The sequence below is a fragment of the Aquabacterium sp. T101 genome, assembly GCF_057219775.1.
This window is the reverse complement of record NZ_JBXVVZ010000003.1, coordinates 183725-209856: the sequence shown is the minus strand read 5'-3', so window position 1 is coordinate 209856 and position 26132 is coordinate 183725. Positions and strand designations below refer to the sequence as shown.

Below are 26132 nucleotides of genomic sequence, written 5' to 3'. Positions count from 1 at the left end.
CGGCGCCTGCTGGGAACTTGCACAGGACATCTGGTTGATGGTGACGTTGGACTTTGCGGCGGTGCTGGGGGAGTGGCCCTCGTTGGCGCGCGGCGCGGCCTTCACCGTGGGGCTGACGGCGGTGTCGGCGGTGCTCGGCGTGGCGCTGGGCGTGGCCTGCGGCTGGGCGCGCGCGTGGGGCCCGCGCTGGCTGGCGGCGGTGGTGGCGACCTATGTGGAGCTGATCCGCAACACGCCGTTCATCGTGCAGCTGTTCTTCGTGTTCTTCGGGCTGCCGAGCCTGGGCGTGAAGCTCACGCCCGAGCTGGCCTCGGTGATCGCGATGGTGATCAATCTCGGCGCCTACGCCGCCGAGATCGCGCGCGCCGGCATCGAGGGCACGCCGCGCGGCCAGATCGAGGCGGCGCGCAGCCTCGCGCTCACCGAGACCCAGGTCTTCGTGCGCGTGGTGCTGCCGCCGGCCCTGGCGCGCGTGTGGCCGGCAATGACGAGCCAGATCGTCATCGTGATGCTGGGCTCGGCCGTGTGCGGCCAGATCGCGGCGCAGGAGCTGAGCTACTACGCCAACCTGATCCAGAGCCGCAACTTCCGCGCCTTCGAGGCCTACATCGTGGCCACGCTGGTGTACCTGGGCCTGGCCGTGGCGCTGCGCCAGGTGCTGAACTGGGCCGGGCCGCGGCTGATCTTCGGCCGCGTGCCGTCGGCAGGAAGGTAGGCGCGCGATGGTCGACTTCAGCTTGTGGGACATCCTGCGCAACCTGCTGCTGGCGGCGCGCTGGACCGTGGCCCTGTCGCTGATCGCCTTCGTCGGCGGCGCGCTGGTGGGGCTGGCACTGCTGCTGGCACGGCTGGCCGCGCTGCCCGGCGCGGTGCGCGGCGTGTCGCTGTACGTGCAGCTGTTCCAGGGCACGCCGCTGCTGATGCAGCTGTTCCTGGCCTACTTCGGCATGGCGCTGCTGGGCTGGGAGGTGTCGGCGTGGCTGGCGGCCAGCGTGGCGCTCACGCTGTACGCCAGCGCGTTCCTGACCGAGATCTGGCGCGGCTGCGTCGACGCCATTCCCAAGGGCCAGTGGGAGGCGGCCGACAGCCTGGCGCTGTCCTTCGGCGAGAAGATGCGCCACGTGATCGGGCCGCAGGCCGCGCGCATCGCGGTCGCGCCGACCGTGGGCTTCCTGGTGCAGGTGATCAAGGGCACCGCGCTGGCGTCGGTGATCGGCTTCATCGAGCTGACCAAGGCCGGCACCATGATCAGCAACGCCACCTTCAAGCCGTTCACCGTGTACGCCTGCGTGGCGTTGATGTATTTCGCGCTGTGCTGGCCGGTGTCGGCCTGGAGCCGGCGCCTCGAGAGGAAGCTGAGCCGTGCCCACTGACGCGAACCCGACCGACCGCCCCTCCGATCGTCCGATCGTCAGCGTGCGTGCGCTGCGCAAGCGCTTCGGCGACAACGAGGTGCTCAAGGGCATCGACCTCGCGGTGCAGCGCGGCGAGGTGATCGCCATCATCGGCAAGAGCGGCTCGGGCAAGAGCACGCTGCTGCGCTGCATCAACGGGCTGGAGGTGTTCCAGGACGGCACGCTCGAGGTGGACGGCCAGCCGCTCGAGCATGGCAACGCGAAGGCGATGCGCGCGCTGCGCCAGCACGTGGGCATGATCTTCCAGAGCTTCAACCTGTTCCCGCACCTGAGCGTGGGCCGCAATGTGATGCTCGCGCCCACGCTGGTGAAGCAGGAGAACGCCGCGCAGGCCGAGGCGCGCGCGCGCAAGCTGCTCGACCGCGTGGGCCTGGCCGAGAAGTTCGACGCCTGGCCCGACCAGCTCTCCGGCGGTCAGCAGCAGCGCGTGGCGATCGCGCGCGCGCTGGCCATGGAGCCCAGCGTGATGCTGTGCGACGAGATCACCTCCGCGCTCGACCCCGAACTGGTGGGCGAGGTGCTCAAGGTGGTGGAGTCGCTGGCCGACGAGGGCATGACGCTGCTGATGGTCACGCACGAGATGAACTTCGCGCGCAAGGTGAGCGACCGCGTGGTGTTCATGCACGCCGGCCGCATCCACGAGATGGGCCCGCCGGAGCAGTTGTTCGGCGCCCCGGCCACGCCCGAGCTGAAGCAGTTCCTCTCGGCCCTTCACTGAGCCGCGCGGCTCAACCCAGCGCGCGCGCCGCGGCGGCGTGCCACACCGCGCCGCCCCAGGCGCGCTCGAGCTCGCGGCAGGTGTCCACCAGCTTGATCACGTGGTCGTCGTCGCTCTCGGCGGCGCGCGCCACGATCTCGGGCCAGGGCAGCAGGGTCAGCGGCGGCAGCGGCGCGGCGGTGGCCGGCACCGTGGCCCAGCCGGCCAGGAACGCGCGCGCGTAGTGCGCCACCGCCAGCGCCCGGTCGGGCTCGTCCAGCCAGGGCAGCAGCACCTGCATGGCATGCGCGCTGGTCACGAGGTGCAGCACGGTGAAGTCGGCGCTGGCGACGTAGCGCTCGGCGGCGCAGTGCGCCAGACGCGGCAGCGTGCGGCCCGCGTCCACGTGCAGCCGGTCGGCCACCTGCGCGAAGCGCGGGTGCGCCGCAGCGGCGGCCAAGCGCTGCGAGATCAGCGGCGCGGCCGGCAGCGACGACGCGAAGTCGAGCTGAGCCAGCAGCGGCGCCGGGTCGGCCTGGCTGCCGGACCGCGGCGGATCGCCGATCGGGAACCAGCGGCAGGCCCAGTAGGCCAGCGCGTCGGCCAGTTCGTCGGCATGGTTGGCCGCCAGGGCATAGGCGGTGCGGATGGCGCCGTGGAAGGCCGCCGCGCCCACGCCGCGCATCAGCTCGGGCAGCACCTGCTCCAGCACATCGGTCGGCCCCTCGTGAAACATCCAGTCGCGAAAAAGGCTGCGGTACTGCGGCCAGGCCCGCGGCCGGCCCAGGTCGGCGCGCCAGGCGTCGCCGGTGGGCCAGGGCTCGGCCGGCGGGGCGGCGTGCAGCCGCTGCGCGTAGTGCTGCGCGAACGCGGCACAGCGCTCGCCGTCGGCGCCCAGGCGGGTCAGCGCCGTCAGCGCCATCGGCAGGTGGTTGGTCAGGCTGGCGCCGTACTCGGCGTCGTACCGGCGCGCATCGTCGATGCGCAGGCGCAGGTCGGGGGTGTCGACGGTGTTCATGGCAGCGGCAGAAACGACAAAGGCAGGAGCTTGCGGCCCCTGCCTTCGATTCGAGAAGGTCCGAAGCGGATTACTTCTTCTTCTCGTCCTTCTTGGCGGCGCTGGCAGCCGCGGCAGCCGGCTTGGCGTCCTTCTTGGCTTCTTCCTTCTTGGCCGGCGCGGCGGCAGCCGCCGGCTTGGCCTCTTCCTTCTTGGCCGGGGCGGCGGCGGCGTGGGAAGCGGCGAAGGCCGGAGCGGCGGCGACGCCGAGGGCCATGACGAGGGCGGTCAGGAGCTTGCTCATGAGATTTCCTTGTTTGAAAGGGTCAGGATTGCTTGGAGGCCGCCTCTGGCGACCCCAGGGCCGATTTCAGCGACGGCGCACGATAGCGCAGCCGGCCCCGAGCCTGTAACAGGGCTTGCACGGAGGGTTCCGGGCAGCAGACCGCTGTCACGGGACCTGAGTAACATGACCGGCCTTGCTTGCGACCTCCCCGATCCCCTTTCGCCGCCTCTGCGCCGCCGCCTGCGTCGCCCTGACCGGGCTGGCACCAGCGGCCCAGGCGGCTCCGTACAAACCCGGATCCGACGCCCAGGTGCTGGAACGCGTCAGCGCCCGCGCGTCCGACCCCCGAACGCGCGAGATCGAGGCCCTGCGCGCCGCCTGGCAGCGCGACCCGCGCAACCTGGACGTCGCGGTGCGGCTGGCGCGGCGCTGGTTCGACGAGGCGCTGGCCCAGGGCGACCCGCGCTACGTCGGCCATGCGCAGGCCGCGCTCGGCCCCTGGTGGAGCGACCCGGCCCCGCCCACCGCGGTGCGGGTGCAGCGCGCCCGCGTGCTGCAGTACGGCCACCGCTTCGCCGAGGCCCTGGCCGATCTCGAAGCGGTGACGCGCGCCGACCCCGCCGACGCCGAAGCCTGGGCCACCGCGGCGGCGATCCGCATGGTGCAGGCCGACTATGCCGGCGCCCGGCGCGACTGCCTCACGCTGGCGCCGCTGACCACGCCGCTGCTGGGCGCCGCCTGCACCGCCTATGCCGAGTCGATGACCGGCCGCATCGACGAATCCGCGCGCGCCATCGAGGCCGCGCTGGCCGCGGCCCCGGCCGACACGAGCGCGGCCGAGCGGCTGTGGGCGCTGACCCGCCTGGCCGAGATCGAGGACCGCCGCGGCAGCGACGTCGGCGCCGAGCAGGCCTTCCGCAGCGCGCTCGCGCTCGGCCTGCCCGACGTGTACCTGCTGGCGGCGTATGCCGACTTCCTGCTCGACCGCAACCGCGCCGCCGACGCGCTGACCCTGCTGACCACGCCGCGCGGCGGCATGCAGGAAGCCGCCCGCGCCGACGTGCTGCTGCTGCGCCTGGCGCTGGCGGCCAAGGCCGCCGGCGACGGCCGCGCCGTGGCCTGGACGCGCGAGCTGGCGGCGCGCTTCGACGCCGCCCGCGCCCGCGGCGACACCACGCACGAGAAGGAGGAGTCGCGCTTCGCCCTCGTGCTGCAGGGCGACGCCAAACGCGCCGTGGCGCTGGCGCGGCGCAACTTCGAGGTCCAGCGCGAGGTGGCCGACGCGCGCGCGCTGCTGGAAGCCGCCGTGGCCGCGGGCGACGCCGCCGCGGCCGAGCCGGCGCTGGCCTGGATGCGCACCCACGGCGTGCAGGGCGTGGTGCTGCGCCGGCTCGAGAAGCAGGTGAAGAAGTGAGGGCCGGCGCGATGCGGCGGATGCGCCTGCTGCTGGCCCTGGCGCTGTGGGCGCTGGCGGGCCCCGTGCTCGCGCACAAGCCGTCCGACAGCTACCTGGCGCTGGAAGTGCATGGCGACACGATCACCGGTCGCTGGGACATCGCGCTGCGCGACCTCGACTTCGCGCTCGGCCTGGACGCCGACGGCAATGGCGAGATCACCTGGGGCGAGGTGCGTGCGCGCCACGACGACATCGCCGCCTACGCCGTGGCGCGGCTCACGGTGCAGGGCGACGGCGCGGTCTGCCTGACCAGCGTCGGCGAGCAACTGGTGGACGACCACACCGACGGCGCCTACTCGGTGCTGCCGCTGGTGCTGCGCTGCCCCACGCTCGGCCGCACGGCGCCGCAGCAGCTGTCGGTGGCGTACTCGCTGTTCGCCGACCTCGACCCGCAGCACCGCGGCCTGCTCAAGCTGCAGGCCTGGGGCAGCACGCGCACCGCGGTGCTGGTGCCGCAGTCGCCGCCGCAGGTGTTCGACCTGGGCGCGGCCAACCGCTGGAACCAGTTCACCGACTACGTGCGCGAGGGCGTCTGGCACATCTGGATCGGCTTCGACCACATCCTGTTCCTGCTGTCGCTGCTGCTGCCGGCGGTGCTGGTCTGGGACGCGGCGGCCGCGCGCTGGCGTGCCGTGTCCAGCGCGCGCGAGGCGGGGATCGACGTGCTCAAGGTCGTCACCGCGTTCACGCTGGCGCACTCGATCACGCTGTCGCTGGCGGTGCTGGGGGCGGTGGAGCTGCCGTCGCGCTTCGTCGAGTCGGTGATCGCCGCGTCGGTGGTGGCCGCGGCGCTGAACAACGTCTACCCGCGCGTCACCGCGCGGCTGTGGCTGGTGGCCTTCGGCTTCGGCCTGGTGCACGGCTTCGGCTTCGCCAGCGTGCTGGCCGACCTGGGCCTGCCCGGCGACGCGCTGGCGCTGGCGCTGGTGGGCTTCAACGTCGGCGTCGAGCTGGGACAGCTGGCCATCGTGCTGCTGTTCCTGCCGCTGGCCTTCGCGCTGCGGCGCACCTCGTTCTACCGCCGCTGGGTGATGCAGGGCGGCTCGTTCGCGATCGCGCTGCTGGCGGCGGTGTGGTTCGTCGAGCGCGCGTTCGCGGTGCGGCTGCTGGGCGTCTAGACCCGCCGTCAGGCCTTGCGCCGCGCCTGGCGTGCCACGGTGCGCTCGGTGCGCTGGAAGTGCGCTTCCAGCAGGCGCACTGCCTCGTCGGCCTTGCCGTCGATCGTGGCCTGGAAGATGGCCAGGTGCTCCGCGTGCTCGTCGCGCCGCGTGAAGGTCGCGCCCGCAGCCACCTGCCGGTAGCGGTAGGCCTCGTCGGCGAGCGCATCGCAGAATCCGCGCAGCCAACGCGACGGGCAGCGCGACAGCAGCGCGCGGTGGAACGCCCGGTGCAGCGCCTCCCATTCGGGATTCGGCTGGTACTGGGTGGGCGACAGCGATCGCGCCGTGCGCCCGAGCCTGTGCACCAGCAGCACCAGCTCGTCCTCCCAGGCCGCGTCACGCCGGGCAATCGACTCGCGCAGCGCGATCTCCTCGAGCTGGATGCGGTTGCGGGTGAGCACCGGCAGCTCGTCCCACTGCAGCGGCGCCACGCTGAAGCCGCGCTGCTCGCTGCGCAGCACCAGCCCTTCGGCTGACAGACGGCTCAGCGCCTCGCGCAGCGGCGTGGCGCCGACGCCGTAGCGCTGCACCATGGCTTCCATGCGCAGCTTGCCGCCGGGAGGCAGCAGGCCGCGCGTGATGTCGTCGCGCAGCCTCTCGTACACGGCGCTGGCGCGGGTCAGGCCGCCGGCGTCGGCCTCGGCGCCGCGCGAGGCGGCGGCCACGGGCAGGGCGGGCTTGCGTGCCACGGCTAGAGGATCCTGCACGCCTCGTCGAAGCGCAGGCGCCTCGGGCGGGGCTTGAGATGGCTGCCGTCGCCGTAGCCCAGGCTGCACAGGAAGTTCGTCCGCACCGTGGTGCCGGCCCAGAACGCCCGGTCCACCGCGTCGGCATCGAAGCCCGACATCGGCCCGCAGTCGAGCCCGACCAGCCGCGCGGCCAGCATCAGCCAGGCCGCCTGCAGGCTGCTGTTGCGCAGCGCCGTGGCCTCGGTGAACGCCGGCTTGCCGGCGTAGTAGGCCGGCGCGTCGGCCTTGTGCGGAAACAGCACCGGCAGCCATGCGGGGAAGTCGAGGTCCATGCCGAGCACGGCCACCACCGGCGCGCGGCGCACCTTGTCGACGTTGCCGGCGTTGACGCACTGCGCCAGCCGCTCGCGCTGCGCCGGGCTGCGCAGGAACAGCACGCGCAGCGGCTGCGTGTTCATCGACGTGGGCGCCATCGCCGCCAGCTCGTGGATCTCGCGCAGCAGGGTGTCGGGCACTTCGCGCGGCAGCCAGTGGGCCAGGCTGCGCGCCTCCGTGAAGAGCCGGGCGCGGGCGTCGATGGGGTCGGGCGAGTGAGTCGGCATGCGGGAAACTCCGGCCCGAAGATTATCGCGAAAACGACCCATTCCATTTTTTATCGATTAAATTGAAGCATCTCGAACGTCAGGAGCCGCCATGCCCGACCCCCGCTTCTCACGCCGGGCCGCCGTCGCCCGCGCAACCGCTCCGCTGCTGCTGGCTGCGGCGGCGCTGTGGGCGCCGCTGTCGGCCCGCGCCGCCTTCCCCGACAAGCCGGTCAAGCTGGTGGTGGCCTTCGCCCCCGGCAGTTCCACCGACATCGTCGCGCGGTTGATCGCCGAGCAGATGCAGGCCTCCATCGGCCAGCCCGTGGTGGTGGAGAACAAGCCCGGGGCCGGCGGCAACATCGCCACGCAGCAGGTGATGAACTCGCCGGCCGACGGCTACACGCTGCTGTTCCACAGCGTGGCCTACACGGTCAATCCGTCGCTGTTCGCCAATGCCGGCTACGACGCGGTGAAGGACCTGCAGCCCGTGGCCATGGCCGCAGTGACGCCCAACCTGCTGTACGTGCACCCGGAGGTGAAGGCGAACTCGCTGGCCAAGCTGATCGCGCTGGCGCGCAACTCGAAGATGGCCTACGCCAGCTCCGGCAACGGCACCACGACCCACCTGGGCGCCGAGCTGCTGTTCCGCGCCCTGGCCAAGGTGGACGTGACGCACGTGCCCTTCCAGCCCGCGGCTGCGACCAACGCGGTGGTCAGCGGCCAGGTGCCGATCGCCAGCACCAGCATGCCGCCGGCCGTGCCGCATGCCAAGGCCGGCAAGGTACGGCCCATCGCGGTAATGTCGGCGCGCCGCAGCCCCGCGCTGCCCGACGTGCCCACGGTGGCCGAGAGCGGCTACCCCGGCTTCGAGGCCGTGACCTGGTTCGCGGTGTTCGCACCGGGCCGCACGCCCCCGGCGGTGCTCGACCAGCTCAACGCGGAGATCAACAAGGCCCTCGGGCAGAAGGCCGTGCGCGATCGCTTCGAGGCGCTGTCGCTCGATGCGCAGCCCAGCGACCGCGCCAGCCTGCGCGCCTATGTCGAGGCCGAAGTCGCCAAGTGGGGCAAGCTGGTGCGCGACATCGGCATCAAGGTGGACTGAGGACCGGGACCGCACCATGCGCTACGTGAGCTTCCTGCATCAGGGCGCGCCGGGCTGGGGCGTGGAGCGCGCCGACGGCAGCGTCGTCGCCGCCGCGTCGCTTGGCGCCCTGCCCGCCACCTTGTCGGGCTGGGTCCGGCAGCTCGCCGCGCTGCCCGACGCGCCGGCGCGGCACGCCGCACTGGCGGCGCGGGCAGCGGCCGCCGCCGCCCTGCCGGCCGCGTCCCTGACGTGGCTGCCCGTGCTGCCCGACGCGGGCAAGCTGGTCTGCCTGGGCGTGAACTACCACGACCATGCCAAGGAAGGCGGCAACACCATCGTCGAGTACCCGGCACTCTTCCTGCGCTGCAACACGTCGCTGCTGGGCCACGAAGCGCCGCTCGTGGTGCCGCCGGTCAGCAGCCACCTCGACTACGAGGCCGAGCTGGCGGTGGTGATCGGCCGCACGGCACGTCGTGTGGCCGAGGCCGACGCGCTGACGCACGTGTTCGGCTACGCCTGCTTCAACGACGCGACGTTGCGCGACTACCAGCGCAAGACCTCGCAGTGGACGATCGGCAAGAACTTCGACGCCACGGGCGGCTTCGGCCCCAGCCTGGTCACTGCCGACGAACTGCCGCCGGGTTGCACCGGGCTGCGCATCGAGTCGCGCCTGAATGGCCAGGTGATGCAGCACGCGAACACCTCCGAGATGGTGTTCGGTGTGGCCCGCACCATCAGCCTGCTGTCCGAGGCGATGACCCTCGAGCCCGGCGACGTGCTGGTGATGGGCACGCCGGCCGGCGTGGGCTATGCGCGCAAGCCGCCGGTGTGGATGAAGGCCGGCGACGTGATCGAGATCGACATCGAGCGCGTGGGCGTGCTGCGCAACCCCGTGCGCTAGGGCGCGCCCCCGCACCGCCGGCCATGCGCAACATCCACCTCGGCAACATCACCGACGCCGCCGCGGCCAGCTTCGCCGGGATCGCGGACGAACGCCGCCGCCAGCTCACGCAGGCGCTGGTGCGCCACCTGCACGCCTATGCGCGCGAGGTGGGCCTGACGCACGCCGAGTGGCGCGCCGCGCTGGCCTTCCTGCACCGCACCGGCGACATCAGCAATGCCGAGCGCAGCGAGTTCTCGCTGCTGTCGGACGTGCTCGGCCTGTCCAGCCTGGTGGACCTGATCGCCAGCCGACCGGGCGCCACGCCGGGCAGCGTGCTCGGTCCGTTCCATGCCGTCGGGTCGCCGTGGCTGGACAACCCGGCCGACCTGGTGCGCGACAACGCCGGGCAGCCGGTGCGGCTGGAAGGCCGCGTCGTCGGCGCCGGCGGCCATCCGCTGGCCGGCGCGGTGATCGACTTCTGGCAGAACGCGGCCAACGGGCTGTACTGGCAGGTGGACCCGGCCCAGCCGCGCGACAACCTGCGCTGCCGCCTGCGCACCGACGCCGGCGGCCGCTTCGCGCTGCGCACGATCCGGCCCGTGCCCTACCCGATCCCGACCGATGGCCCGGTGTGGCACGACCTGGTGCAACCCGCCGGGCGAGGCTGCTGGCGGCCGGCGCACTTCCACCTCGTCGTCGAGGCCGAGGGCCATCGCACGCTGGTGACCGAGCTGTTCGACGCCGAGGACCCGCACCTCGACGACGACGCGGTGTTCGGCGTGCGCGAGGCGCTGGTCGGGCGCTTCGAGCCGCGGCCGGGCGGCGACGCCGTGATGCAGGTGGAGATCGCGCTCGCCCGCGACGGCGGCGCGACCGGCCCGTGACCGGGCGCTGGCGCGAAGCCGAGCGACGCTGCGCTCAGCGCGCCACGTCGAACGCGTACGTGATGAACTGGCTGTCCCAGCGCGTGGGGTCGTCCGCGCGCAGGCGCAGATCGGTGCCGCGCAGCAGCCAGCGGCCCGGCTGCGGCAGGCGCGCGCGCACGCGGCCCTGCGCATCGGTGCGCAGCCACTGCGCCGCCGCGGCGCCCTCGTGCACCAGCTCCACGTTGAAGTCGGCCAGCGGCCGGCCCTCGCGCAGCACCTGGAACACGGCGTCGGCGCCGCTGACCAGCGGCCCGGCCGGGGCTTCGCGCAGCACGTCCATCGCCGTGCCCACCGGCCGCGGCGCGGCGCTGGCGCCGTCGATGCGCGCGCTCTTGGTGTAGCGCTCCACGAAGGGCAGGCCGCGCGCGCGCAGCGAGGCCCAGGCCGCCAGCACCGCCGCGCCCGGGCGGATCTCGTCGAAGTAGACCTCGATGCGGTCGGCCGGCAGCTCGAACTCGAACGGCTCGAGCTGCACGAAGCACGCGAGCGCGGCGCGCGGCGCCGCGGGCACGCGCAGCAGCGTGGTGGTGTCGGTGTAGCGCAGCATCTGCAGGCCGTGCGCGCGGCCGTCGGCAGCGCGGCAGCCGGCGCGGGTGAAGTACTTCGGGTCCACCGCCAGCTCGGTGACGGGAAAGCGGTTGCCGGTGCCGAGCGCGAACTGCGCCTCGCCGGCCGGGGCGGGCAGCGGCGCGAACCAGGTGTCGTGCGCGCGGGCGCCGGAGGCGGCGCACAGCAGGGCGGCGGCGATCGCCGCGGGCAGGCAGGAGCTCATGCCCCGACTCTACGCAAGGCGGGCCGGCCCGGCGTCAGCCGCCGCGCGCCGGCGCGAACGACAGCGCCAGCACCAGCAGCGCCGCAGCCGCCATCCACGAGCCGAGCACGCGCACGCCGATGGCCAGCCAGGGCGGCCGGCGCGCCATGGCCACCATCGCCGCGACATAGGCGCCCAGCAGCAGCGCCGCGACCGCGGTGCCGGCCAGCGAGGTCCAGCGGTCGGCGCTGGACACGCCGCTGGGCGCCGACGCGAGGCCGGCGGCCAGGCCGACCGCCAGCGCCACGACCAGCCGCACGCCGGCCGGCGCACGCCACGCCGCCGCGACCGCGAGCCCGGTGGCGGCGGCCAGCGCGAGCAGCACGCGGTCGGTGTCCGGCTCCTCGGCGGGATGCAGGCCGGCGCGCAGCACGCCCGCGCCCAGCGCGACGGCCAGGGCCACCAGCGGCGCGGCCAGCACGGCCAGCGGCGCGTCGTCGTCGCCCTGCACGCGCTGGCCCGCCTGGCCCAGCAGCAGGCCCAGTGCCAGCAGCGCGATCAGGTGCGGCGGCGTCACCAGCGGATGCAGCGCGCCGCTGTAGAAGATGCCGATGCCCTCGATCGGGCTGTGCGCCCACGACGGCGCCGACAGGGCCGCCAGCAGCGCGACGGCGCCCAGGCGCGCGCCCCGGCGCGCCGCGGCAGCCACCGCCCTCACAGCGCGCGCGCCAGGAACACCAGGCCCAGCAGCGCGATCACCGCGCCGAGGCCGCGCACCACGTGCATGCCGCGCGCGCCGTGCGCCAGCAGCGACAGCGCGATGCCCGCGGCATGCAGCAGCCCGGTGGCGATGACGAAGCCCAGGCTGTAGGCCAGCGGGTTGGCCGCCTCGGGCAGCTCGGTGCCGTGGGCGTGGCCGTGGAACACCGCGAACACGCCGACGATCACGGCCGCCACCCACAGCGGCGGGCGCGCGGCCGCGGCCACCATCGCACCGAGCGCGATGGCCGACGCGGCGATGCCCACTTCCACCCCCGGCAGCGGCACGCCCAGCACGCCGAGCGCGCCGCCGAAGGTCATGACCAGCGGGAACACCACCGGCAGCAGCCAGACCGCGGGGCGCCCGAGGAAGGCGCCCCACAGGCCCACGGCCACCATGGCCACCACATGGTCCCAGCCGGCGATGGGATGGAAGAAGCCGGAGACGAATCCGCCGGCGGCGTCGCCGGCTTCGTGGGCGAAGGCCGGGCCGGCCGCCAGGGCGGCGACGATCAGTGCGATGAGCTTGTTCATGGTCAGAAGCGTAGTTGCAGGGTGAGACGGATCGATCGGGGTTCTGCCGGATGCACGTGCCGGTCGGCCACCGGGGCGGCCTCTCCGGGGAGCTGGGACTCGTAGAAGTACTGGATGTCGTTGAGCCGGCGGTCGAACAGGTTGAACACGTCCAGCGTGGCCTCGGCGCGGGGCGTGATGCGGTAGCCCACGCGCAGGTTGGTCGACAGCGACGACAGCGACCGCACGCTGTTGTCCTCGATCAGCGCTCCCGGGCCGAGGTAGCGCCACTGCAGGCTGGCCGACCAGCGGCCGAGGTCGCGCACCGTGGCGGCCACCGAGGCCACGCGGTCGATCGAGTTGGGAATGCGGTCGCCGTTGCGGAAGCGCGCCCGCGTCCAGGCCAGGTCGGCGTCGAACAGCAGCCACGGCGCGGGGATCCAGCGGTTGTTCCACTCGATGCCGCGCCGCGTCGACGCACCGCTGGCCTCGGTGGCGCCGGCGTCGCCCACATAGACCAGCTCGGAGTCGAAGTCGAGCTTCCACAGCGCCACCGAGCTCTGCAGGCCAGGCAGTGCCTGCGTGCGCGCGCCCACCTCGACGCCGCGCGACGCCACCAGCGGGGGCACCTTGTCCACCGGGTCGCCGGTGCGCGGGTCCTGCGTGGCGGTGGTGCCACGGGCGTCGTTGCTGTGCAGGCCGCGGCCGGCGTTGAGGAAGAACTCGGTCTTCGCGAAGGGCCCGACCACCAGGCCCATCCGCGGCGAGACCTGCGTGTCGCTGGAGCGGCCGCCGTTGGCGGCCAGCGTCAGCGCGTCGACCCGGCTGCGCAGGTGGTCCACGCGCACGCCGCCCAGCGCGCGCAGCCACGGCGCCAGCGCCACCGAGGTCTGCGCGTAGACGCCGGTCATGGTCTGGCGCACCTCGTCCTCGCGCGTGGTGGCCACGATCTGCCGCGCCACGGTGTCGTACAGCCCGACGCGCGCGCGGTCGTGGCGCAGCGACAGGCCCACCTCGCTGCGCGCTTCCAGGCCGGCGATGTCGTGGTCGATGCCCTGGCTGGCGTCGAGCCCGACCACGGTGCGGCGGTCGCGCTGCTTGAACTGGTCGCTGCCGGCACCGGCGGGGCCGGGCCGCTCCAGCGCATAGGCGAAGTTGGAGTTCAGGTCGAGCGTGTAGCGGATCGCGTAGGCCGCCACCTTGCTGCGGCCGAGGGCGCCGTCGCGGTGCCACTCGGCCGACAGGCTGGCCCGCGTGGTGTCGCCGCCGGTGGTGGGGTCGAGCGAGTCGAAGCGGCCGAACGGTCGGCCGTCGAAGGTGCCCGCGTCGATCAAGCGCTGCGGCACCTGGTCGGTGGCGGTCCACTCGGCGCGGTAGCCCATCAGGCTGGCGCTCCAGCCGTCGGCCGCCGTGCCGCCCGACAGCGTGAGCACGCCGTTGTGCTTGCGCATGCGCTCGGGCACGGTCCACGGCCCGTCGTTGCGCGCCACCTCGCCGGCGGCCAGCAGCGTGACGCCGGGCGCCACGGCCCACGACCCGCCGGCCACGCCGCGTCGGTAGCGGCCCTCGCCCAGCGTGATCTGCCCGAACGGCGCCTCGAGCTGCTGAAGGTAGACGATGTCGGCCGCGCCGGCAGAGGCAAAGTCGCCGCCGGTGGCGAAGTACGGGCCCTTGCGATAGTCGATGCGCGACACCAGCTCGGGCAGCAGGAAGTTCAGGTCCGTGTAGCCCTGGCCATGACCATGCGACGGCATATTGACCGGCATGCCATTGATGCGCGTGGCGAAGTCGGTGCCGTGGTCGAGGTTGAAGCCGCGCAGGAAGTACTGGTTGGCCTTGCCGTCGCCCGAGTGCTGCGTGACGATGATGCCGGGCACGAACTCGAGCACCTCGCCGGGGCGCTGCGCCGGGCGGCTGCGCAGCAGCTCGCGCTGGATCACGCCCTGCGACGCGGCGTCGGACGTGCCGACCGCGTTGTCGTAGTGGCCCTTGACGGTGATGGTCTGCGCGTCCGGCGGCGGCGCCGGCTTCTTCGGCGGCTCCGTGTCGGTCTGGGCCCCTGCGAGGGGCGATGTCAATGTCGTGGCGGCCAGTGCGGCCGCGGCCAGCGCATGGCGCCGGAAAGCGGAATTCATGGGGCAAGCTCCTGCCTGGAAGTGCGGGACCGCCGGCGCGCGAGCGCGGCGCCGGCGGCGAAGTCGGGACAGCCGGGCTCAGGCGCGGCGGGGCGGCTTCAGGGCAGGAGACGGTGTGGTGCTGCGCCAGCGCGACGCGGGGGCGGCATGCCAGACGTGCCGACGCGCGTCGGCGGGGCGGGCCGGCGATGCGCCGATCGCCATCAGGGCGAGCGCGGCGGTCAGCGCGAAGGCGGTGCCGTCGATGCCCTCGCCCAGGTCGCCCGCGGTGCCGGCGACGAGTTGCACGCCCGCGTCGAAGGCAACGTGCACATGGCGCTCGGCCGTGTCGTGATGCACGTGTGCCGTCGGCGCAGCGCCGGCCTCGGCCGGGCGGTGCACGTGCAGCGGCCCCAGGCCCAGCGCATGCGCCGCGGCCACGCCCTGCACCAGCACCACGACCACCAGCCACGCCGACGCCAGCCGCAGCAGGTCGGCGACGGTGGAACGCGGGCGCGGGCTCAGCATGGGGAAGGCGGGCGCGGCCGTCGGCTCAGGCCAGCGCGCGCTCCAGCGCGTCGACGAACATCTTCGCCACGTCGAAGCCGGCCTGGTCGGTGATCTCCTGGAAGCAGGTCGGGCTGGTGACGTTGATCTCGGTGAGGCTGTCGCCGATGACGTCCAGGCCCACCAGCAGCAGGCCGCGCGCGGCCAGCACCGGGCCCAGCGCGGTGGCGATCTCGCGGTCGCGCGGCGACAGAGGCTGCGCCACGCCCTTGCCGCCGGCGGCCAGGTTGCCGCGCACCTCGCCGCCCTGCGGGATGCGCGCCAGCGCGTAGGGCACCGGCTCGCCGCCGATGACGAGGATGCGCTTGTCGCCCTGCGCGATCGCGGGCAGGTACTTCTGCACCATCACGCTGACCGCGCCGTCGCGGTTGAGCGTCTCGATGATCGAGCCCAGGTTCAGGCCGTCGGGCCCGACGCGGAAGATGCCCATGCCGCCCATGCCGTCCAGCGGCTTGAGGATCACGTCGCGGTGCTCGGCGTGGAAGGCGCGAACGGCGCCCGCGTCGCGCGTGACGATCGTGGGGCCGATGAACTGCGGGAACTCCAGGATCGAGAGCTTTTCCGGGTGGTCGCGCAGCGCGGCCGGGCGGTTGAACACGCGCGCGCCCTCGCGCTCGGCCTGCTGCAGCAGGTGCGTGGCGTAGAAGTACTCGCTGTCGAAGGGCGGGTCCTTGCGCATCAGCACGGCGTGCACCTCGGCCAGCGGCAGGTCGCGCTCCTGCGCCACCGAGTACCAGGCCTCGGCATGGCCGGTCAGACCGATGCGGCGCGCGCCGTGCGCGGTGACACGGCCGCCGCGCTGCCACACCAGGTGGCGCGGCTCGCAGGCCCACAGCGCATGGCCGCGGCGCGCCGCCTCGCGCATCATCGCGAAGGTGGAGTCCTTGTAGGTGCGGAAGGTGTCGAGCGGGTCGGCGACGAAGAGCAGGTCCATCGGTGTTCGCATCCGGGTCAGCGCGCGGCGCCGGGTCGCCACTGTTGCACAAGGAGCGCGATCGTGCCGGCGACCACGCCCCAGAAGGCCGAGCCGATGCCCGCCAGCGTCACGCCCGACAGCGTGACCAGGAAGGTGATCACCGCCGCGTCGCGATGCCGCTCGTGCGCCAGCGCGGCGGCCAGCCCGCCGCCGATGGTGCCCAGCAGCGCCAGGCCCGCCACCGCCAGCACCAGCTCGCGCGGGAACGCCTGCAGCGCGCCCACCACCGCGCCGCCGGCCAGCCCCACCAGCAGGTAGAACACGCCGGCCATCACGGCCGCGGTGTAGCGGCGCTGCGGGTCCTCGTGCGCCTCGCGGCCCATGCAGATGGCCGCGGTGATCGCGGCCAGGTTGAAGGCATAGCCGCCGAACGGCGCCAGCAGCACGCCCGCGGCACCGGTGGCGGTGATCGACGCCGACACCGGCGTGCGGTAGCCGGCGGCGCGCTGCGCGGCCACGCCGGGCAGGTTCTGCGACGCCATCGTCACCACGAACAGCGGCAGCGCCACGCCGACGAAGGCGCTCATGCTCCACGCCGGCGCGGTCCATACCGGCCAGGCCGGCTCGAGCACCACGCGCGCCCACTGCATGCGGCCCTGCGCCGCGGCCACCGCCACGCCGGCCAGCAGCACGCCGGGCACCGCGTAGCGCGGCCACCAGCGCCGGCCGGCCAGGAAGGCCAGCGCCATCGCCACCACCAGCAGCGGCGCACTGGCCAGCGCGCCCGCGGCGTCGAGGCCGAAGCGCGCCAGCACGCCGGCCAGCAGCGCGGCGGCGATGGCCTGCGGGATGCGGTCCATCACGCGCTCGAAGGCGCGCGTGACGCCCGCCAGCACGATCAGCGCGCCGCAGGCGACGAAGGCGCCCACGGCCTCGGCCATCGGCACGCCGCTCGTGCCCGCCAGCAGCGCCGCGCCGGGCGTGGACCAGGCCGTGAGCACCGGCTGGCGCGTGGCCAGCGACAGGCCGATCGAGGTGAGGCCCATGCCCAGGCCGAGCGCCCAGACCCAGGACGTGGTCTGTGCCGGCGTGGCGCCCAGCGCCTGCGCCGCGGCGAACACGATGACCACCGAACTGGTGAAGCCCACCAGCACGGCGACGAAACCCGCCACCGCGGCGGACAGGGACAGGTCGGCGAGGAAACGTCTGAACACACCCGAGTATCGCCAAGGCCCGGAGGTAAGCGGCCGTCACCGTTGGTGGCGATTGGACGCAACTGCGGCGTGTCCGCGGCGCGTTTGCGGCGTTGAATGGGCATCGAAGAACGCTCCAGGAGGGCCCTGCCATGAACCCGACCCCCAACCCCGCTGCCTCCGCCCCCGGCGACGCGACGCTGCGCGCGCGCTCGGGCTTCTCGCGCCCGGCCGCGCTGATCGGCGGCGCCACCGCCCTGGTGGCGCTGACGGCCATCGCCACCACGCTGGCGGTGCGGCCGTCGCCGATGGCCGCCGCCGATGCCGGCGCGGTGGCCGTGGCCGCGCAGGCGCTGCCGGCCCCCGGCAACGCGCAGCGCGCCACCGGCACCGTGCCCGACGACGGCCCGGCCGACAAGCCCGCGGCGGCCAAGCCGGCCCCGGCGGCCGGCGAACGCGGCGCCGACGCGCGCACCGACGGCGCCAAGCGCCCCGCCCCCGCGCGCACCGCCGCCGCGGCCTGCGCCACCTGCGGCGTGGTCGAGGCGGTGACGCCGGTGCAGAAGAAGGGCGAAGGCACCGGCGTGGGCGCCGTGGGCGGCGCGGTCGTCGGCGGCCTGATCGGCAGCCAGATGGGCGGCGGCGACGGCAAGAAGGCGATGACCGTGCTGGGCGCGGTGGGCGGCAGCATGGCCGGCCACGAGATCGAGAAGCGCCAGCGCGCGACGACGCTGTATCAGGTGAAGGTGCGCATGGACGACGGCACGCACCGCACCATCACGCAGGCCACGGCCCCGGCCGTGGGGCAGAAGGTCACCGTCGAGGGCAGCCAGCTCAAGGCGCGCGGCGCCTGAGCGCGGCCGCGGCGGCTACAGGTCGGCCATCGCCGCCTGGCGGCGGTCCATCGCGGCCATCGCGACGCGGGCCATGCGCTGCTGCGCCGCACGTTCGCGCGCAGCGCGGATGTAGTGCGCCACCAGCGTGGCGCGTTCCAGCAGCGCGGGCGTGTCGCTGCCCATGGCCAGCGACACCGCGAACTCGGCGTACTCGAGGTCGCGTTCCATGCGCGGCACGTCCAGCGCCACGCCGAACTCGCGGCGCAGCGGCACGACCATGCGTCGCATGGCGTCCTGCAGGTGGGCGTAGGCGGTAGCGTCCATCACCGGTTCTCCTGGGGCGGCAGGCGCGTGGCCTGCGGCGGGCTCCCTTGACGACACACCCGTCCGTATGCGGGTTTGCCCTGATTCTGAAGGGGCGGAAGGAGCCCGGTTCGCGCCCGGCCGACGCATCCGGACACAGCTCGTGACAAATGTCCCGGCGCGCCGCGAAACGCTAGATCTCGACCTTCGCGCCCAGCTCCACCACCCGGTTGGCGGGCAGGTTGAGGAAGTCCGCCGCCGCGGCGGCGTTGCGGTGCATCGACGCGAACAGCTTCTCGCGCCAGATCGACATGCCCTCGCCGAAGGTGGGGATCACGATGTCGCGGCTGAGGAAGTAGCTGGTCTGCAGGTCTTCCAGCGGCACGCCGCGGCCTTCCAGCAGCTTCAGCGCCTCGGGCACGTCGGGGTCGTTCTTGAAGCCGAAGTTCAGCGCCACGGCCCAGCAGTCGTGGCCCAGCGGCGTCATCGTCACGCGGTCCTGGAAGCCCACCCAGGGCACGTCGTGCAGGTTCACGGTGACGAACAGGTTGTGCTCGTGCAGCACCTTGTTGTGCTTCAGGTTGTGCATCAGCGCGTTGGGCGTCACGCCGGCCTCGGAGGTAAGGAACACCGCCGTGCCGTCGGCGCGCATCGGCGGGCTCACGAAGATGGCCTCGAGGAAGTCCGTCAGCGGGATCGCGTCGTCGCGCAGCTTGGCCGCCAGCAGCTTGCGCCCCTGCACCCAGGTGAGCATCAGCGTGAACATGCCGATGCCGATGACCAGCGGGAACCAGCCGCCGTTCAGCAGCTTGAGCAGGTTGGACGCGAAGAACAGCACGTCGATGACGAAGAAGAAGCCGGTGGCGGCCACGCACAGCGCCAGCGGGTAGCCCCAGCCGTAGCGGATGACGTAGAAGGTCATCACGGTGGTGATGGTCATGTCCAGCGTGACCGCGATGCCGTAGGCCGACGCCAGGTTGGACGACGACTTGAACATCACCACCGCCAGCACGATGAAGGCGAACAGCCCCCAGTTGACGAAGGGGATGTAGATCTGCCCGGTGTCGCGCACCGACGTGTGGTGGATCGCCATGCGCGGCAGGATGCCAAGCTGGATCGCCTGCTTGGTGACCGAGAACGCGGCCGAGATCAGCGCCTGCGACGCGATCACCGTGGCCGCGGTGGCCAGGAACACCAGCGGCAGCCGCGCCCACGTCGGCGCCATCAGGTAGAACGGGCTTTCCACCGCGGCGGGCGTGGACAGCAGCAGCGCGCCCTGGCCGAAGTAGTTGACCACCAGCGCCGGCATCACCAGGCCGTACCAGGCGATGCGGATCGGCAGCTTGCCGAAGTGGCCCAGGTCGGCATACAGCGCCTCGCCGCCGGTGACCACCAGCACCACCGCGCCCAGCGCCACGAAGGCCAGCAGCGGCTGCGCGGCGATGAACGACGCCGCGTAGGCCGGGTTCAGCGCCACCAGCACGCCGGGGTGCGCGGCGATGTGCGGCAGGCCCAGCGCCACCAGCGTGGCGAACCACACCAGCGTGATCGGCCCGAACCAGCGCCCGATGCCGGCGGTGCCGAAGCGCTGCACCGCGAACAGCGCGGTCAGCACCAGCAGCGTCAGCGGGATCACCCAGTCGTGCAGCTTCGGTGCGGCCACCTCCAGGCCTTCCACCGCGGACAGCACCGAGATCGCCGGCGTGATGACGCCGTCGCCATAGAACACCGCGGTGCCGAACAGGCCCACCACCATCAGCCGGCGGCGCAGCACGGGCCGGTCGCGCACCGCATGCGTGGCCAGCGCCAGCATCGCGATCAGGCCGCCCTCGCCCTTGTTGTCCGCGCGCAGGATCAGCAGCACGTACTTCAGCGAGATGACGGTGGTGAGCGTCCAGAAGATCAGCGACAGCACGCCCAGGATGTTGTCGGGCGTGGGGGCCAGACGGCCGCCGTGGAAGATCTCCTTGAGCGCGTAGAGCGGGCTGGTGCCGATGTCGCCGTAGACGATGCCCAGCGCCGCCAGCGTCAGGGCGGCCAGGGCCGACGGTGTCTTCGTCGAGGTGGAGGCACTCAAGGGAGCGGAGCAGCGGCCGCGCGGGCCGCCTCGTTCTTGCTGTGGGCGCTATTGTGCGCCGCAACAAGGCTCAGTCGTAGATTTCTGCGTCGGGGTCGGTGGCTTCCAGCTCGTAGGCCGCCGCCAGCATCGCCAGGCGCCCGATCACGCCGTACATGTAGAACCGGTTGGGGGCGCTGGCGCCGGGCTTGGCGCCCGGCCGCGGCAGCTGGGTGCTCTCGGCAAAGGCCAGCGGCACGAAGCTCGCGCCGGGGGCGTTGAGGTTCTCGTCGATGCCGCGCTCGGCGTGCACGCGGTAGAAACCGCCCACCACGTAGCGGTCGAGCATGTAGACCACCGGCTCGGCCACCGCGTCGTTGACGCGCTCGTAGGTGGGCACGCCCTCCTGGATGATCACCTGCGTGACCTGCTGGCCTTCCTTGACCACGCTCATCTTGTTCTTGGTGCGGCGGTTGACGACGTCCAGCTCCTTGGCGTCGCGCACGGTCATGATGCCCATGCCATAGGTGCCGTTGTCGGCCTTGACGATGACGAAGGGCTTCTCGTTGATGCCGTATTCCTTGTACTTGCGGCGGATCTTGGTCAGCAGCGCGTCGGCATTGCTGCGCACGCACTCCAGGCCTTCCTCCTCGGCGAAGTTGACCTCGCCGCACTGGCCGAACATCGGATTGATGAGCCACGGGTCCATGCCCAGCAGCTTGGCGAACTTCTTGGCCACCTCCTCGTAGCTCTGGAAGTGGTTGGTCTTGCGCCGCACCGCCCAGCCGGCGTGCAGCGGCGGCAGCAGGTACTGCTCGTGAAGGTTCTCCAGCACCGGCGGGATGCCGGCCGACAGGTCGTTGTTGAGCAGGATCGTGCAGGGGTCGAAGTCCTTCGTGCCCAGGCGGTGCTTGCTGCGCACCAGCGGCTCCACCGTCAGCGTGCCGCCGTCGGGAAGGGCCAGGTCCATCGGCTCCTTCACCTCGGGGTCGAGCGTGCCCAGGCGCACGTTCAGGCCGGCCTGGTGGAAGATCTGCTTCAGCCGCGCCACGTTCTGCAGGTAGAAGGTGTTGCGCGTGTGCTTCTCGGGGATCAGCAGCAGGTTCTTGGCCTCGGGGCAGATCTTCTCGATCGCCGCCATGGCCGCCTGCACCGCCAGCGGCAGCATCTCGGGCGTGAGGTTGTTCCAGCCGCCGGGGAACAGGTTGGTGTCCACCGGCGCGAGCTTGAAGCCGGCGTTGCGCACGTCCACCGAGCTGTAGAACGGCGGCGTGTGCTCCATCCATTCGAGCCGGAACCAGCGCTCGATGGCGGGCATCGACTCGAGGATGCGCGCCTCGAGCTCGTTGATCGGGCCGTTGAGGGCGGTGATGAGGTGGGGAACCATGAAAGGGCCTTGCCGGCGGAAGATGCGTCGATTCTAGGAACTCGCGCCGCGGCGCGCTGGCGGGCCCGGCGCGCCAGAAAAAAGGGCCACCTCGCGGTGGCCCCAATCTCGCCCTGAGAGAAGAATCGAATGGCTTACTTGCTGTAGGCGGTCTCGCCGTGCGAGGTGATGTCCAGGCCCTCGCGCTCTTCCTCTTCCGCCACGCGCAGGCCGATGGTCAGGTCGACGATCTTGTAGGCGATGAAGGCCACCACCGCGGAGATCACGATGGTCCAGAACACGCCCTGGGCCTGGATCCAGACCTGGCCGCCGATGCTGCCCCACTCGCCGCACTTGTTGGTGACGTAGTTGCAGATGCCGGTGCCGCCCAGGCTCGGGGCCGCGAACACGCCGGTCAGCAGCGCGCCGACGATGCCGCCGACGCCGTGCACGCCGAACACGTCCAGCGAGTCGTCCGCGCCGAGCATGCGCTTGAGGCCGTTGACGCCCCACAGGCACAGCAGGCCGGCCACCAGGCCGATGACGAGCGCGCCGCCCACGCCGACGAAGCCGCAGGCCGGGGTGATGGCCACGAGGCCGGCCACCGCGCCCGACGCCGCGCCGAGCATCGACGCCTTGCCGCGCATCAGCGCCTCACCCGCGGACCAGGCCAGGGCCGCCATCGCGGTGGCGACCACCGTGTTGATGAAGGCCAGAGCCGCCACGCCGTTGGCTTCCAGGTTGGAGCCGGCGTTGAAGCCGAACCAGCCCACCCACAGCAGCGAGGCACCGACCATGGTCAGCGGCAGGCTGTGCGGCGGCATGGCTTCCTTGCCGTAGCCCACGCGCTTGCCCAGCACGTAGGCACCCACCAGGCCGGCGACCGCGGCGTTGATGTGCACCACGGTGCCGCCGGCGAAGTCCAGCGCGCCCTTGGCCCACAGGAAGCCGGCGTTGTTGGTCACCGCCTCGAGCGTCTTCTCGTCGGTGATCGCGTCCGGGCCGTCCCAGTACCAGACCATGTGCGCGATGGGCAGGTAGGCGAAGGTGAACCACAGCACCGAGAACAGCAGCACCGCCGAGAACTTGATGCGCTCGGCGAAGGCGCCGACGATCAGGCAGGCGGTAATGGCCGCGAAGGTGCCCTGGAACGCGATGAAGGTGAACTCCGGCAGGTACACGCCCTTGCTGAAGGTCGCCGCCACGCTCTCCGGCGTCACGCCCTTGAGGAACAGCTTGTCGAGCGTGCCGAAGAACGGGTTGCTCGCGGTGAAGGCCAGCGTGTAGCCGTACACCACCCACAGCACGGTGATCAGCGAGAACACCATCAGCACCTGCATCAGCACCGACAGCATGTTCTTGCTGCGCACCAGGCCGCCGTAGAACAGCGCCAGGCCGGGGATGGTCATCAGGATCACCATCGCCGTGGCGACGGTCATCCAGGCGGTGTCGCCCTTATTGGGCACCGGCGGCGTGGGGGCCGCGGCCGAAGCGGCCTCGGCGGCCGCGGGGGCGGCCGCGGAAGCCGCCGGCGCCGCGGCCGACGCCGCGTCGGCAGCAGCCGAGGCGGCCTGCGCCAGGGTGGCGTCGGACAGGCCGAACAGCGCCGCGCCGAGCACCAGGGAAGCGAAGATCTTTTTCAACATGTTGGTTGTCTTCCGGTTGTGCGCTTCAGAGCGCGTCCTTGCCGGTTTCGCCGGTACGGATGCGGACGACCTGCTCGAGGGCGCTGACGAACACCTTGCCGTCGCCGATCTTGCCGGTGCGGGCCGAAGCCTCGATGGCCTCGATGACGCGGTCGACGATCGAGTCGTCCACCGCGGCGTCGATGCGCACCTTGGGCAGGAAGTCCACGACGTACTCGGCGCCACGGTACAGCTCGGTGTGGCCCTTCTGGCGGCCGAAGCCCTTGACCTCGGTCACCGTGATGCCCTGCACCCCGATGCCCGACAGCGCTTCGCGAACTTCGTCCAGCTTGAACGGCTTGATGATTGCGGTGACCATCTTCATGGCCTGCTCCTTGGGCTTTGCCCCGTGATCAGAAGTTGTACTTGACGCCCAGGACCAGCGTCGTCTTGCCCAGCTCCTTGCCGTTGACGGGCGACGAGTAGAAGGACTTGTCGGCGTCGGTGCCGATCAGCGCGCCGGACACGACGATGCCGCTGAAGTCCTTGGACACGGTCAGCGCGTAGTCGGTGTAGGAGCCGACGCCGCTGAACGGGCCCTTGATCTTCTGGTAGCCGATGTGCGGCGTGAGCATCAGGCCGCCGCCGAGGTCGAAGCTGGCCGACAGGTCGAGGTAGTAGCTGTTCTTGCTGTCCGGGTTGGCGAAGGTGTCGGTCAGCGAGTGCGAGTACTTCAGCGTGGCCGGGCCGTAGGTCAGCGCGCCGTAGATCTCGGTGGTGTTGGCGCTGGGCGACAGGCCGTTGCTCGGGTACACGTAACCCAGCACGCCCACGTCGTAGGACAGTTCCTTGGTCAGCGAGCCCTTGTAGCCGCCGTACAGGTCGATCTCCACCTTGGAGTCGCCGCCGAAGTCGTCGATCCACTTGATGGTGGAGGCCCAGGCGCCGACGTAGAACGGGCCGGCGGCGTAGTCGATGCCGCCCTGGATGGCCGGCTTGACGCGCGACTGGGAGATGCCGCGATAGCGGTAGTCGGTGACCGCGCCGACGTTGAAGGACACCTGGGCGTACGAGATCGCGGGGGCGCCCGTGCCGATCAGGGCGAAGGCGGCAGCGGCGAGGAGGGTCTTCTTGCTCATGTGGGGGGCTCCGAGGGGTGAGGAAAGGGTTGCGGAACCTTTCAGCAGCTTCCGTGCCTGCCCGGCCCGCCCGCCAGCCGCCCCAGCGCGGGGCAGCATCGGCGCCGCGCACCCCGACGATGCACCAAGGCGGGGAATTCGCCGGTCGCGCACCGAACCGGTGCCCCGCTTCCGGGTGAACGACGGCGGCCTCTCGCCTGCCCAGAATCGCCCGGCGATGCCCCCGGCCCCACCTTTCCCCGCCCCCGCCCCCGCCCCCGCCGCCACCCCCGGCCCCGCCCGATGACCCTGGCCGTCGTCACCAGCCGCGCCCTCGACGGCCTGGCCGCGCCGCCGGTGCAGGTGGAGGTGCACCTGGCCAACGGGCTGCCGAGCTTCACCCTCGTGGGCCTGGCCGACACCGAGGTGAAGGAGGCGCGCGAGCGCGTGCGCGCCGCGCTGGCGCACAGCGGGCTGGCCTTCCCGCACAACAAGCGCATCACGGTCAACCTGGCGCCGGCCGACCTGCCCAAGGAGTCCGGCCGCTTCGACCTGCCCATCGCGCTGGGCATCCTGGCCGCCGACGGGCAGCTCGACGCCGCCGCGCTGGCGCGCCACGAGTTCGCCGGCGAGCTGAGCCTGGCCGGCGAGCTGCGCCCGGTGCGTGGCGCGCTGGCCCTGGCCCTGGCCGCACGCCACGAGGGCGCGGGTCGCACGCTGGTGCTGCCCGAGGCCAGCGCGGCCGAGGCGGCCCTGGCCGGCGGCGTGCCGGTGCGGGCCGCGCGTCACCTGCTCGACGTGGTGGCGGCCCTGCAGCCTGGCGACGCCGCAAAGCCGCTGCCAGACGCCGTGCCGGCCGTGCGCGACGTGCAACCCGCGCTGCACAGCCCCGACATCGCCGACGTGCGCGGGCAGGCCGCGGCCAAGCGCGCGCTGGAGATCGCCGCGGCCGGCGCGCACAGCCTGCTGCTGGTGGGCCCGCCCGGCGCCGGCAAGTCGATGCTGGCGCAGCGCCTGCCCGGGCTGCTGCCGCCGATGACCGACGCCGAGGCATTGGGCAGCGCCGCGCTGGCCAGCCTGGCCGGCGCGTTCGACGCGGCGCGCTGGCGCGTGCGGCCCTTTCGCGCGCCGCACCACAGCGCCACCGCGCCAGCCCTGGTGGGCGGCGGCACGCCGCCGCGGCCGGGCGAGATCTCGCTCGCGCACGGCGGCGTGCTCTTCCTCGACGAACTGCCCGAAATGCCGCGCGCCGCGCTGGAGGCGCTGCGCGAGCCGCTGGAGACCGGCCGTATCACCATCTCGCGCGCGGCGCGGCAGGCGTCGTTTCCGGCGCGCTTCCAGCTCGTGGCGGCGATGAATCCCTGCCCCTGCGGCTGGCTCGGCGCGCCGGCCGGCGGCGCGCGCAGCTGCCGCTGCACGCCCGACCAGGTGTCGCGCTACCAGGGGCGGCTGTCGGGCCCGCTGCTCGACCGCATCGACCTGCAGGTGGACGTGCCCGCGGTGCGGCCCGACGAGCTGATGGGCGGGCGCGACGGCGAGCCGAGCGCCGCGGTCGCCGCCCGGGCGCAGGCCGCCCGCGAGCGCGCGCTGATGCGCCAGGGCGTGCCCAATGCTGCGCTGGAACCCGCCGCGATCGACACCCACTGCCCGCTCGACGCCGGCGCCGCCGCGCTGCTGCAGCGCGCCGCCGAACGCCTGGGCTGGAGCGGCCGCGGCCTGCACCGCGTGCTCAAGGTGGCCCGCACCGTGGCCGACCTGGCCGGCAGCGAGCGCATCGGGACGGCGCATCTGGCCGAGGCGATGCAGTGGCGGCGATCGCTGCCGGGGTCGGGGTGAAC

At 72.7% G+C, this 26132-nt stretch carries 27 protein-coding genes; 10 read left to right on the top strand and 17 right to left on the bottom strand.

Features of this window, described 5'->3' with window-relative positions:
- Positions 1–37: 37 nt before the first annotated feature.
- Genes AC2EAQ_RS10785 through AC2EAQ_RS10775 form a run of 3 tightly spaced genes read left to right on the top strand, consistent with a single transcriptional unit; the run spans position 38 to position 2133 of the window.
- Entirely contained in the window at positions 38–715 is a 678-nt protein-coding gene (locus tag AC2EAQ_RS10785; RefSeq protein WP_484643297.1) for an amino acid ABC transporter permease, read from the top strand.
- 7 nt (positions 716–722) lie between these two features.
- Positions 723–1373, top strand: coding sequence for an amino acid ABC transporter permease (locus tag AC2EAQ_RS10780; RefSeq protein ID WP_484643294.1), 651 nt, complete (start codon positions 723–725; stop codon positions 1371–1373).
- Positions 1363–2133: an amino acid ABC transporter ATP-binding protein gene (locus AC2EAQ_RS10775; RefSeq protein WP_484643291.1), complete on the top strand. Its 771-nt coding sequence runs from the start codon at positions 1363–1365 to the stop codon at positions 2131–2133. Before AC2EAQ_RS10780 ends, AC2EAQ_RS10775 begins: the two co-directional genes overlap by 11 nt.
- A gap of 10 nt (positions 2134–2143) precedes the next feature.
- Here AC2EAQ_RS10775 and AC2EAQ_RS10770 read toward each other — a convergent pair whose 3' ends face one another.
- Together AC2EAQ_RS10770 and AC2EAQ_RS10765 are read right to left on the bottom strand one after the other, a co-directional pair.
- A complete protein-coding gene (locus AC2EAQ_RS10770; RefSeq protein WP_484643289.1) occupies positions 2144–3130 on the bottom strand; it encodes a questin oxidase family protein in 987 nt (328 codons plus the stop codon).
- Between the two features lie 70 nt (positions 3131–3200).
- The gene (locus AC2EAQ_RS10765; RefSeq protein ID WP_484643287.1) at positions 3201–3413 is read right to left on the bottom strand and encodes a hypothetical protein; all 213 of its coding nucleotides are present in this window, start codon (positions 3411–3413) and stop codon (positions 3201–3203) included.
- Between the two features lie 175 nt (positions 3414–3588).
- Between AC2EAQ_RS10765 and AC2EAQ_RS10760 the strand changes: the two genes are divergently transcribed.
- Positions 3589–4809, top strand: coding sequence for a hypothetical protein (locus AC2EAQ_RS10760; RefSeq protein WP_484643284.1), 1221 nt, complete (start codon positions 3589–3591; stop codon positions 4807–4809).
- Positions 4810–4820: 11 nt separating this feature from the next.
- Positions 4821–5969, top strand: coding sequence for a HupE/UreJ family protein (locus AC2EAQ_RS10755; protein WP_484643282.1), 1149 nt, complete (start codon positions 4821–4823; stop codon positions 5967–5969).
- Between the two features lie 8 nt (positions 5970–5977).
- Here the strand turns inward: AC2EAQ_RS10755 and AC2EAQ_RS10750 are convergent, their stop codons facing one another.
- Positions 5978–6700 (bottom strand): GntR family transcriptional regulator, encoded by a 723-nt coding sequence (locus AC2EAQ_RS10750; RefSeq protein ID WP_484643279.1) that lies wholly within the window; start codon positions 6698–6700, stop codon positions 5978–5980.
- A 2-nt stretch (positions 6701–6702) separates the two neighbouring features.
- The gene (locus tag AC2EAQ_RS10745) at positions 6703–7302 is read right to left on the bottom strand and encodes a malonic semialdehyde reductase (RefSeq protein WP_484643274.1); all 600 of its coding nucleotides are present in this window, start codon (positions 7300–7302) and stop codon (positions 6703–6705) included.
- Between the two features lie 91 nt (positions 7303–7393).
- Between AC2EAQ_RS10745 and AC2EAQ_RS10740 the strand changes: the two genes are divergently transcribed.
- From AC2EAQ_RS10740 to AC2EAQ_RS10730, 3 genes are read left to right on the top strand one after another with little or no spacing between them, the layout of a single operon-like run.
- Positions 7394–8386, top strand: a complete 993-nt coding sequence (locus AC2EAQ_RS10740; protein ID WP_484643271.1) for a tripartite tricarboxylate transporter substrate binding protein — start codon at positions 7394–7396, stop codon at positions 8384–8386.
- A gap of 16 nt (positions 8387–8402) precedes the next feature.
- Positions 8403–9269, top strand: a complete 867-nt coding sequence (locus AC2EAQ_RS10735) for a fumarylacetoacetate hydrolase family protein (protein WP_484643269.1) — start codon at positions 8403–8405, stop codon at positions 9267–9269.
- Between the two features lie 23 nt (positions 9270–9292).
- A complete protein-coding gene (locus AC2EAQ_RS10730; protein ID WP_484643266.1) occupies positions 9293–10135 on the top strand; it encodes a dioxygenase family protein in 843 nt (280 codons plus the stop codon).
- 34 nt (positions 10136–10169) lie between these two features.
- Here the strand turns inward: AC2EAQ_RS10730 and AC2EAQ_RS10725 are convergent, their stop codons facing one another.
- From AC2EAQ_RS10725 to AC2EAQ_RS10695, 7 genes are all read right to left on the bottom strand, one after another.
- Entirely contained in the window at positions 10170–10949 is a 780-nt protein-coding gene (locus AC2EAQ_RS10725) for a DUF4198 domain-containing protein (protein ID WP_484643262.1), read from the bottom strand.
- Between the two features lie 34 nt (positions 10950–10983).
- Positions 10984–11646: a HupE/UreJ family protein gene (locus AC2EAQ_RS10720; RefSeq protein ID WP_484643259.1), complete on the bottom strand. Its 663-nt coding sequence runs from the start codon at positions 11644–11646 to the stop codon at positions 10984–10986.
- Positions 11643–12221, bottom strand: a complete 579-nt coding sequence (locus tag AC2EAQ_RS10715) for a HupE/UreJ family protein (protein ID WP_484643257.1) — start codon at positions 12219–12221, stop codon at positions 11643–11645. The genes AC2EAQ_RS10720 and AC2EAQ_RS10715 overlap by 4 nt, the downstream gene beginning before the upstream one ends.
- Before the next feature lie 2 nt (positions 12222–12223).
- A complete protein-coding gene (locus tag AC2EAQ_RS10710) occupies positions 12224–14335 on the bottom strand; it encodes a TonB-dependent receptor (protein ID WP_484643255.1) in 2112 nt (703 codons plus the stop codon).
- Between the two features lie 78 nt (positions 14336–14413).
- Positions 14414–14842: a hypothetical protein gene (locus AC2EAQ_RS10705; protein WP_484643253.1), complete on the bottom strand. Its 429-nt coding sequence runs from the start codon at positions 14840–14842 to the stop codon at positions 14414–14416.
- 25 nt (positions 14843–14867) lie between these two features.
- Positions 14868–15815: a glutathione synthase gene (gene gshB, locus AC2EAQ_RS10700; protein ID WP_484643250.1), complete on the bottom strand. Its 948-nt coding sequence runs from the start codon at positions 15813–15815 to the stop codon at positions 14868–14870.
- 17 nt (positions 15816–15832) lie between these two features.
- Positions 15833–17011 (bottom strand): benzoate/H(+) symporter BenE family transporter, encoded by a 1179-nt coding sequence (locus tag AC2EAQ_RS10695; RefSeq protein WP_484643248.1) that lies wholly within the window; start codon positions 17009–17011, stop codon positions 15833–15835.
- A 131-nt stretch (positions 17012–17142) separates the two neighbouring features.
- Here AC2EAQ_RS10695 and AC2EAQ_RS10690 point away from each other — a divergent pair, with 131 nt between their 5' ends.
- The gene (locus tag AC2EAQ_RS10690) at positions 17143–17844 is read left to right on the top strand and encodes an outer membrane lipoprotein (RefSeq protein WP_484643246.1); all 702 of its coding nucleotides are present in this window, start codon (positions 17143–17145) and stop codon (positions 17842–17844) included.
- Positions 17845–17859: 15 nt separating this feature from the next.
- Here the strand turns inward: AC2EAQ_RS10690 and AC2EAQ_RS10685 are convergent, their stop codons facing one another.
- From AC2EAQ_RS10685 to AC2EAQ_RS10660, 6 genes are all read right to left on the bottom strand, one after another.
- The gene (locus tag AC2EAQ_RS10685; RefSeq protein WP_484643244.1) at positions 17860–18150 is read right to left on the bottom strand and encodes a hypothetical protein; all 291 of its coding nucleotides are present in this window, start codon (positions 18148–18150) and stop codon (positions 17860–17862) included.
- A gap of 172 nt (positions 18151–18322) precedes the next feature.
- Positions 18323–20206, bottom strand: coding sequence for a potassium transporter Kup (locus AC2EAQ_RS10680; protein ID WP_484643242.1), 1884 nt, complete (start codon positions 20204–20206; stop codon positions 18323–18325).
- Positions 20207–20276: 70 nt separating this feature from the next.
- The gene (gene gshA, locus AC2EAQ_RS10675) at positions 20277–21572 is read right to left on the bottom strand and encodes a glutamate--cysteine ligase (protein ID WP_484643239.1); all 1296 of its coding nucleotides are present in this window, start codon (positions 21570–21572) and stop codon (positions 20277–20279) included.
- Positions 21573–21706: 134 nt separating this feature from the next.
- Positions 21707–23197 (bottom strand): ammonium transporter, encoded by a 1491-nt coding sequence (locus AC2EAQ_RS10670; RefSeq protein WP_484643237.1) that lies wholly within the window; start codon positions 23195–23197, stop codon positions 21707–21709.
- A gap of 25 nt (positions 23198–23222) precedes the next feature.
- Positions 23223–23561: a P-II family nitrogen regulator gene (locus tag AC2EAQ_RS10665; RefSeq protein WP_484643234.1), complete on the bottom strand. Its 339-nt coding sequence runs from the start codon at positions 23559–23561 to the stop codon at positions 23223–23225.
- 28 nt (positions 23562–23589) lie between these two features.
- Entirely contained in the window at positions 23590–24315 is a 726-nt protein-coding gene (locus AC2EAQ_RS10660) for a TorF family putative porin (RefSeq protein WP_484643232.1), read from the bottom strand.
- A 282-nt stretch (positions 24316–24597) separates the two neighbouring features.
- On the opposite strand from AC2EAQ_RS10660, the gene AC2EAQ_RS10655 reads away from it, so the two are divergent.
- The gene (locus AC2EAQ_RS10655; RefSeq protein ID WP_484643229.1) at positions 24598–26130 is read left to right on the top strand and encodes a YifB family Mg chelatase-like AAA ATPase; all 1533 of its coding nucleotides are present in this window, start codon (positions 24598–24600) and stop codon (positions 26128–26130) included.
- Positions 26131–26132 lie beyond the last annotated feature (2 nt).

Bases quoted from the DNA above. Each gene is read 5' to 3' on its own strand.
- AC2EAQ_RS10705 (WP_484643253.1), bottom strand. From the start codon at position 14,842: ATGCTGAGCCCGCGCCCGCGTTCCACCGTCGCCGACCTGCTGCGGCTG.
- AC2EAQ_RS10670 (WP_484643237.1), bottom strand. From the start codon at position 23,197: ATGTTGAAAAAGATCTTCGCTTCCCTGGTGCTCGGCGCGGCGCTGTTC.
- AC2EAQ_RS10690 (WP_484643246.1), top strand. From the start codon at position 17,143: ATGAACCCGACCCCCAACCCCGCTGCCTCCGCCCCCGGCGACGCGACG.
- AC2EAQ_RS10685 (WP_484643244.1), bottom strand. From the start codon at position 18,150: ATGGACGCTACCGCCTACGCCCACCTGCAGGACGCCATGCGACGCATG.
- AC2EAQ_RS10715 (WP_484643257.1), bottom strand. From the start codon at position 12,221: ATGAACAAGCTCATCGCACTGATCGTCGCCGCCCTGGCGGCCGGCCCG.
- AC2EAQ_RS10655 (WP_484643229.1), top strand. From the start codon at position 24,598: ATGACCCTGGCCGTCGTCACCAGCCGCGCCCTCGACGGCCTGGCCGCG.
- AC2EAQ_RS10735 (WP_484643269.1), top strand. From the start codon at position 8,403: ATGCGCTACGTGAGCTTCCTGCATCAGGGCGCGCCGGGCTGGGGCGTG.
- AC2EAQ_RS10665 (WP_484643234.1), bottom strand. From the start codon at position 23,561: ATGAAGATGGTCACCGCAATCATCAAGCCGTTCAAGCTGGACGAAGTT.
- gshB (WP_484643250.1), bottom strand. From the start codon at position 15,815: ATGGACCTGCTCTTCGTCGCCGACCCGCTCGACACCTTCCGCACCTAC.
- AC2EAQ_RS10745 (WP_484643274.1), bottom strand. From the start codon at position 7,302: ATGCCGACTCACTCGCCCGACCCCATCGACGCCCGCGCCCGGCTCTTC.
- AC2EAQ_RS10755 (WP_484643282.1), top strand. From the start codon at position 4,821: ATGCGGCGGATGCGCCTGCTGCTGGCCCTGGCGCTGTGGGCGCTGGCG.
- AC2EAQ_RS10740 (WP_484643271.1), top strand. From the start codon at position 7,394: ATGCCCGACCCCCGCTTCTCACGCCGGGCCGCCGTCGCCCGCGCAACC.
- gshA (WP_484643239.1), bottom strand. From the start codon at position 21,572: ATGGTTCCCCACCTCATCACCGCCCTCAACGGCCCGATCAACGAGCTC.
- AC2EAQ_RS10660 (WP_484643232.1), bottom strand. From the start codon at position 24,315: ATGAGCAAGAAGACCCTCCTCGCCGCTGCCGCCTTCGCCCTGATCGGC.
- AC2EAQ_RS10780 (WP_484643294.1), top strand. From the start codon at position 723: ATGGTCGACTTCAGCTTGTGGGACATCCTGCGCAACCTGCTGCTGGCG.
- AC2EAQ_RS10765 (WP_484643287.1), bottom strand. From the start codon at position 3,413: ATGAGCAAGCTCCTGACCGCCCTCGTCATGGCCCTCGGCGTCGCCGCC.
- AC2EAQ_RS10770 (WP_484643289.1), bottom strand. From the start codon at position 3,130: ATGAACACCGTCGACACCCCCGACCTGCGCCTGCGCATCGACGATGCG.
- AC2EAQ_RS10785 (WP_484643297.1), top strand. From the start codon at position 38: ATGGTGACGTTGGACTTTGCGGCGGTGCTGGGGGAGTGGCCCTCGTTG.
- AC2EAQ_RS10710 (WP_484643255.1), bottom strand. From the start codon at position 14,335: ATGAATTCCGCTTTCCGGCGCCATGCGCTGGCCGCGGCCGCACTGGCC.
- AC2EAQ_RS10730 (WP_484643266.1), top strand. From the start codon at position 9,293: ATGCGCAACATCCACCTCGGCAACATCACCGACGCCGCCGCGGCCAGC.
- AC2EAQ_RS10725 (WP_484643262.1), bottom strand. From the start codon at position 10,949: ATGAGCTCCTGCCTGCCCGCGGCGATCGCCGCCGCCCTGCTGTGCGCC.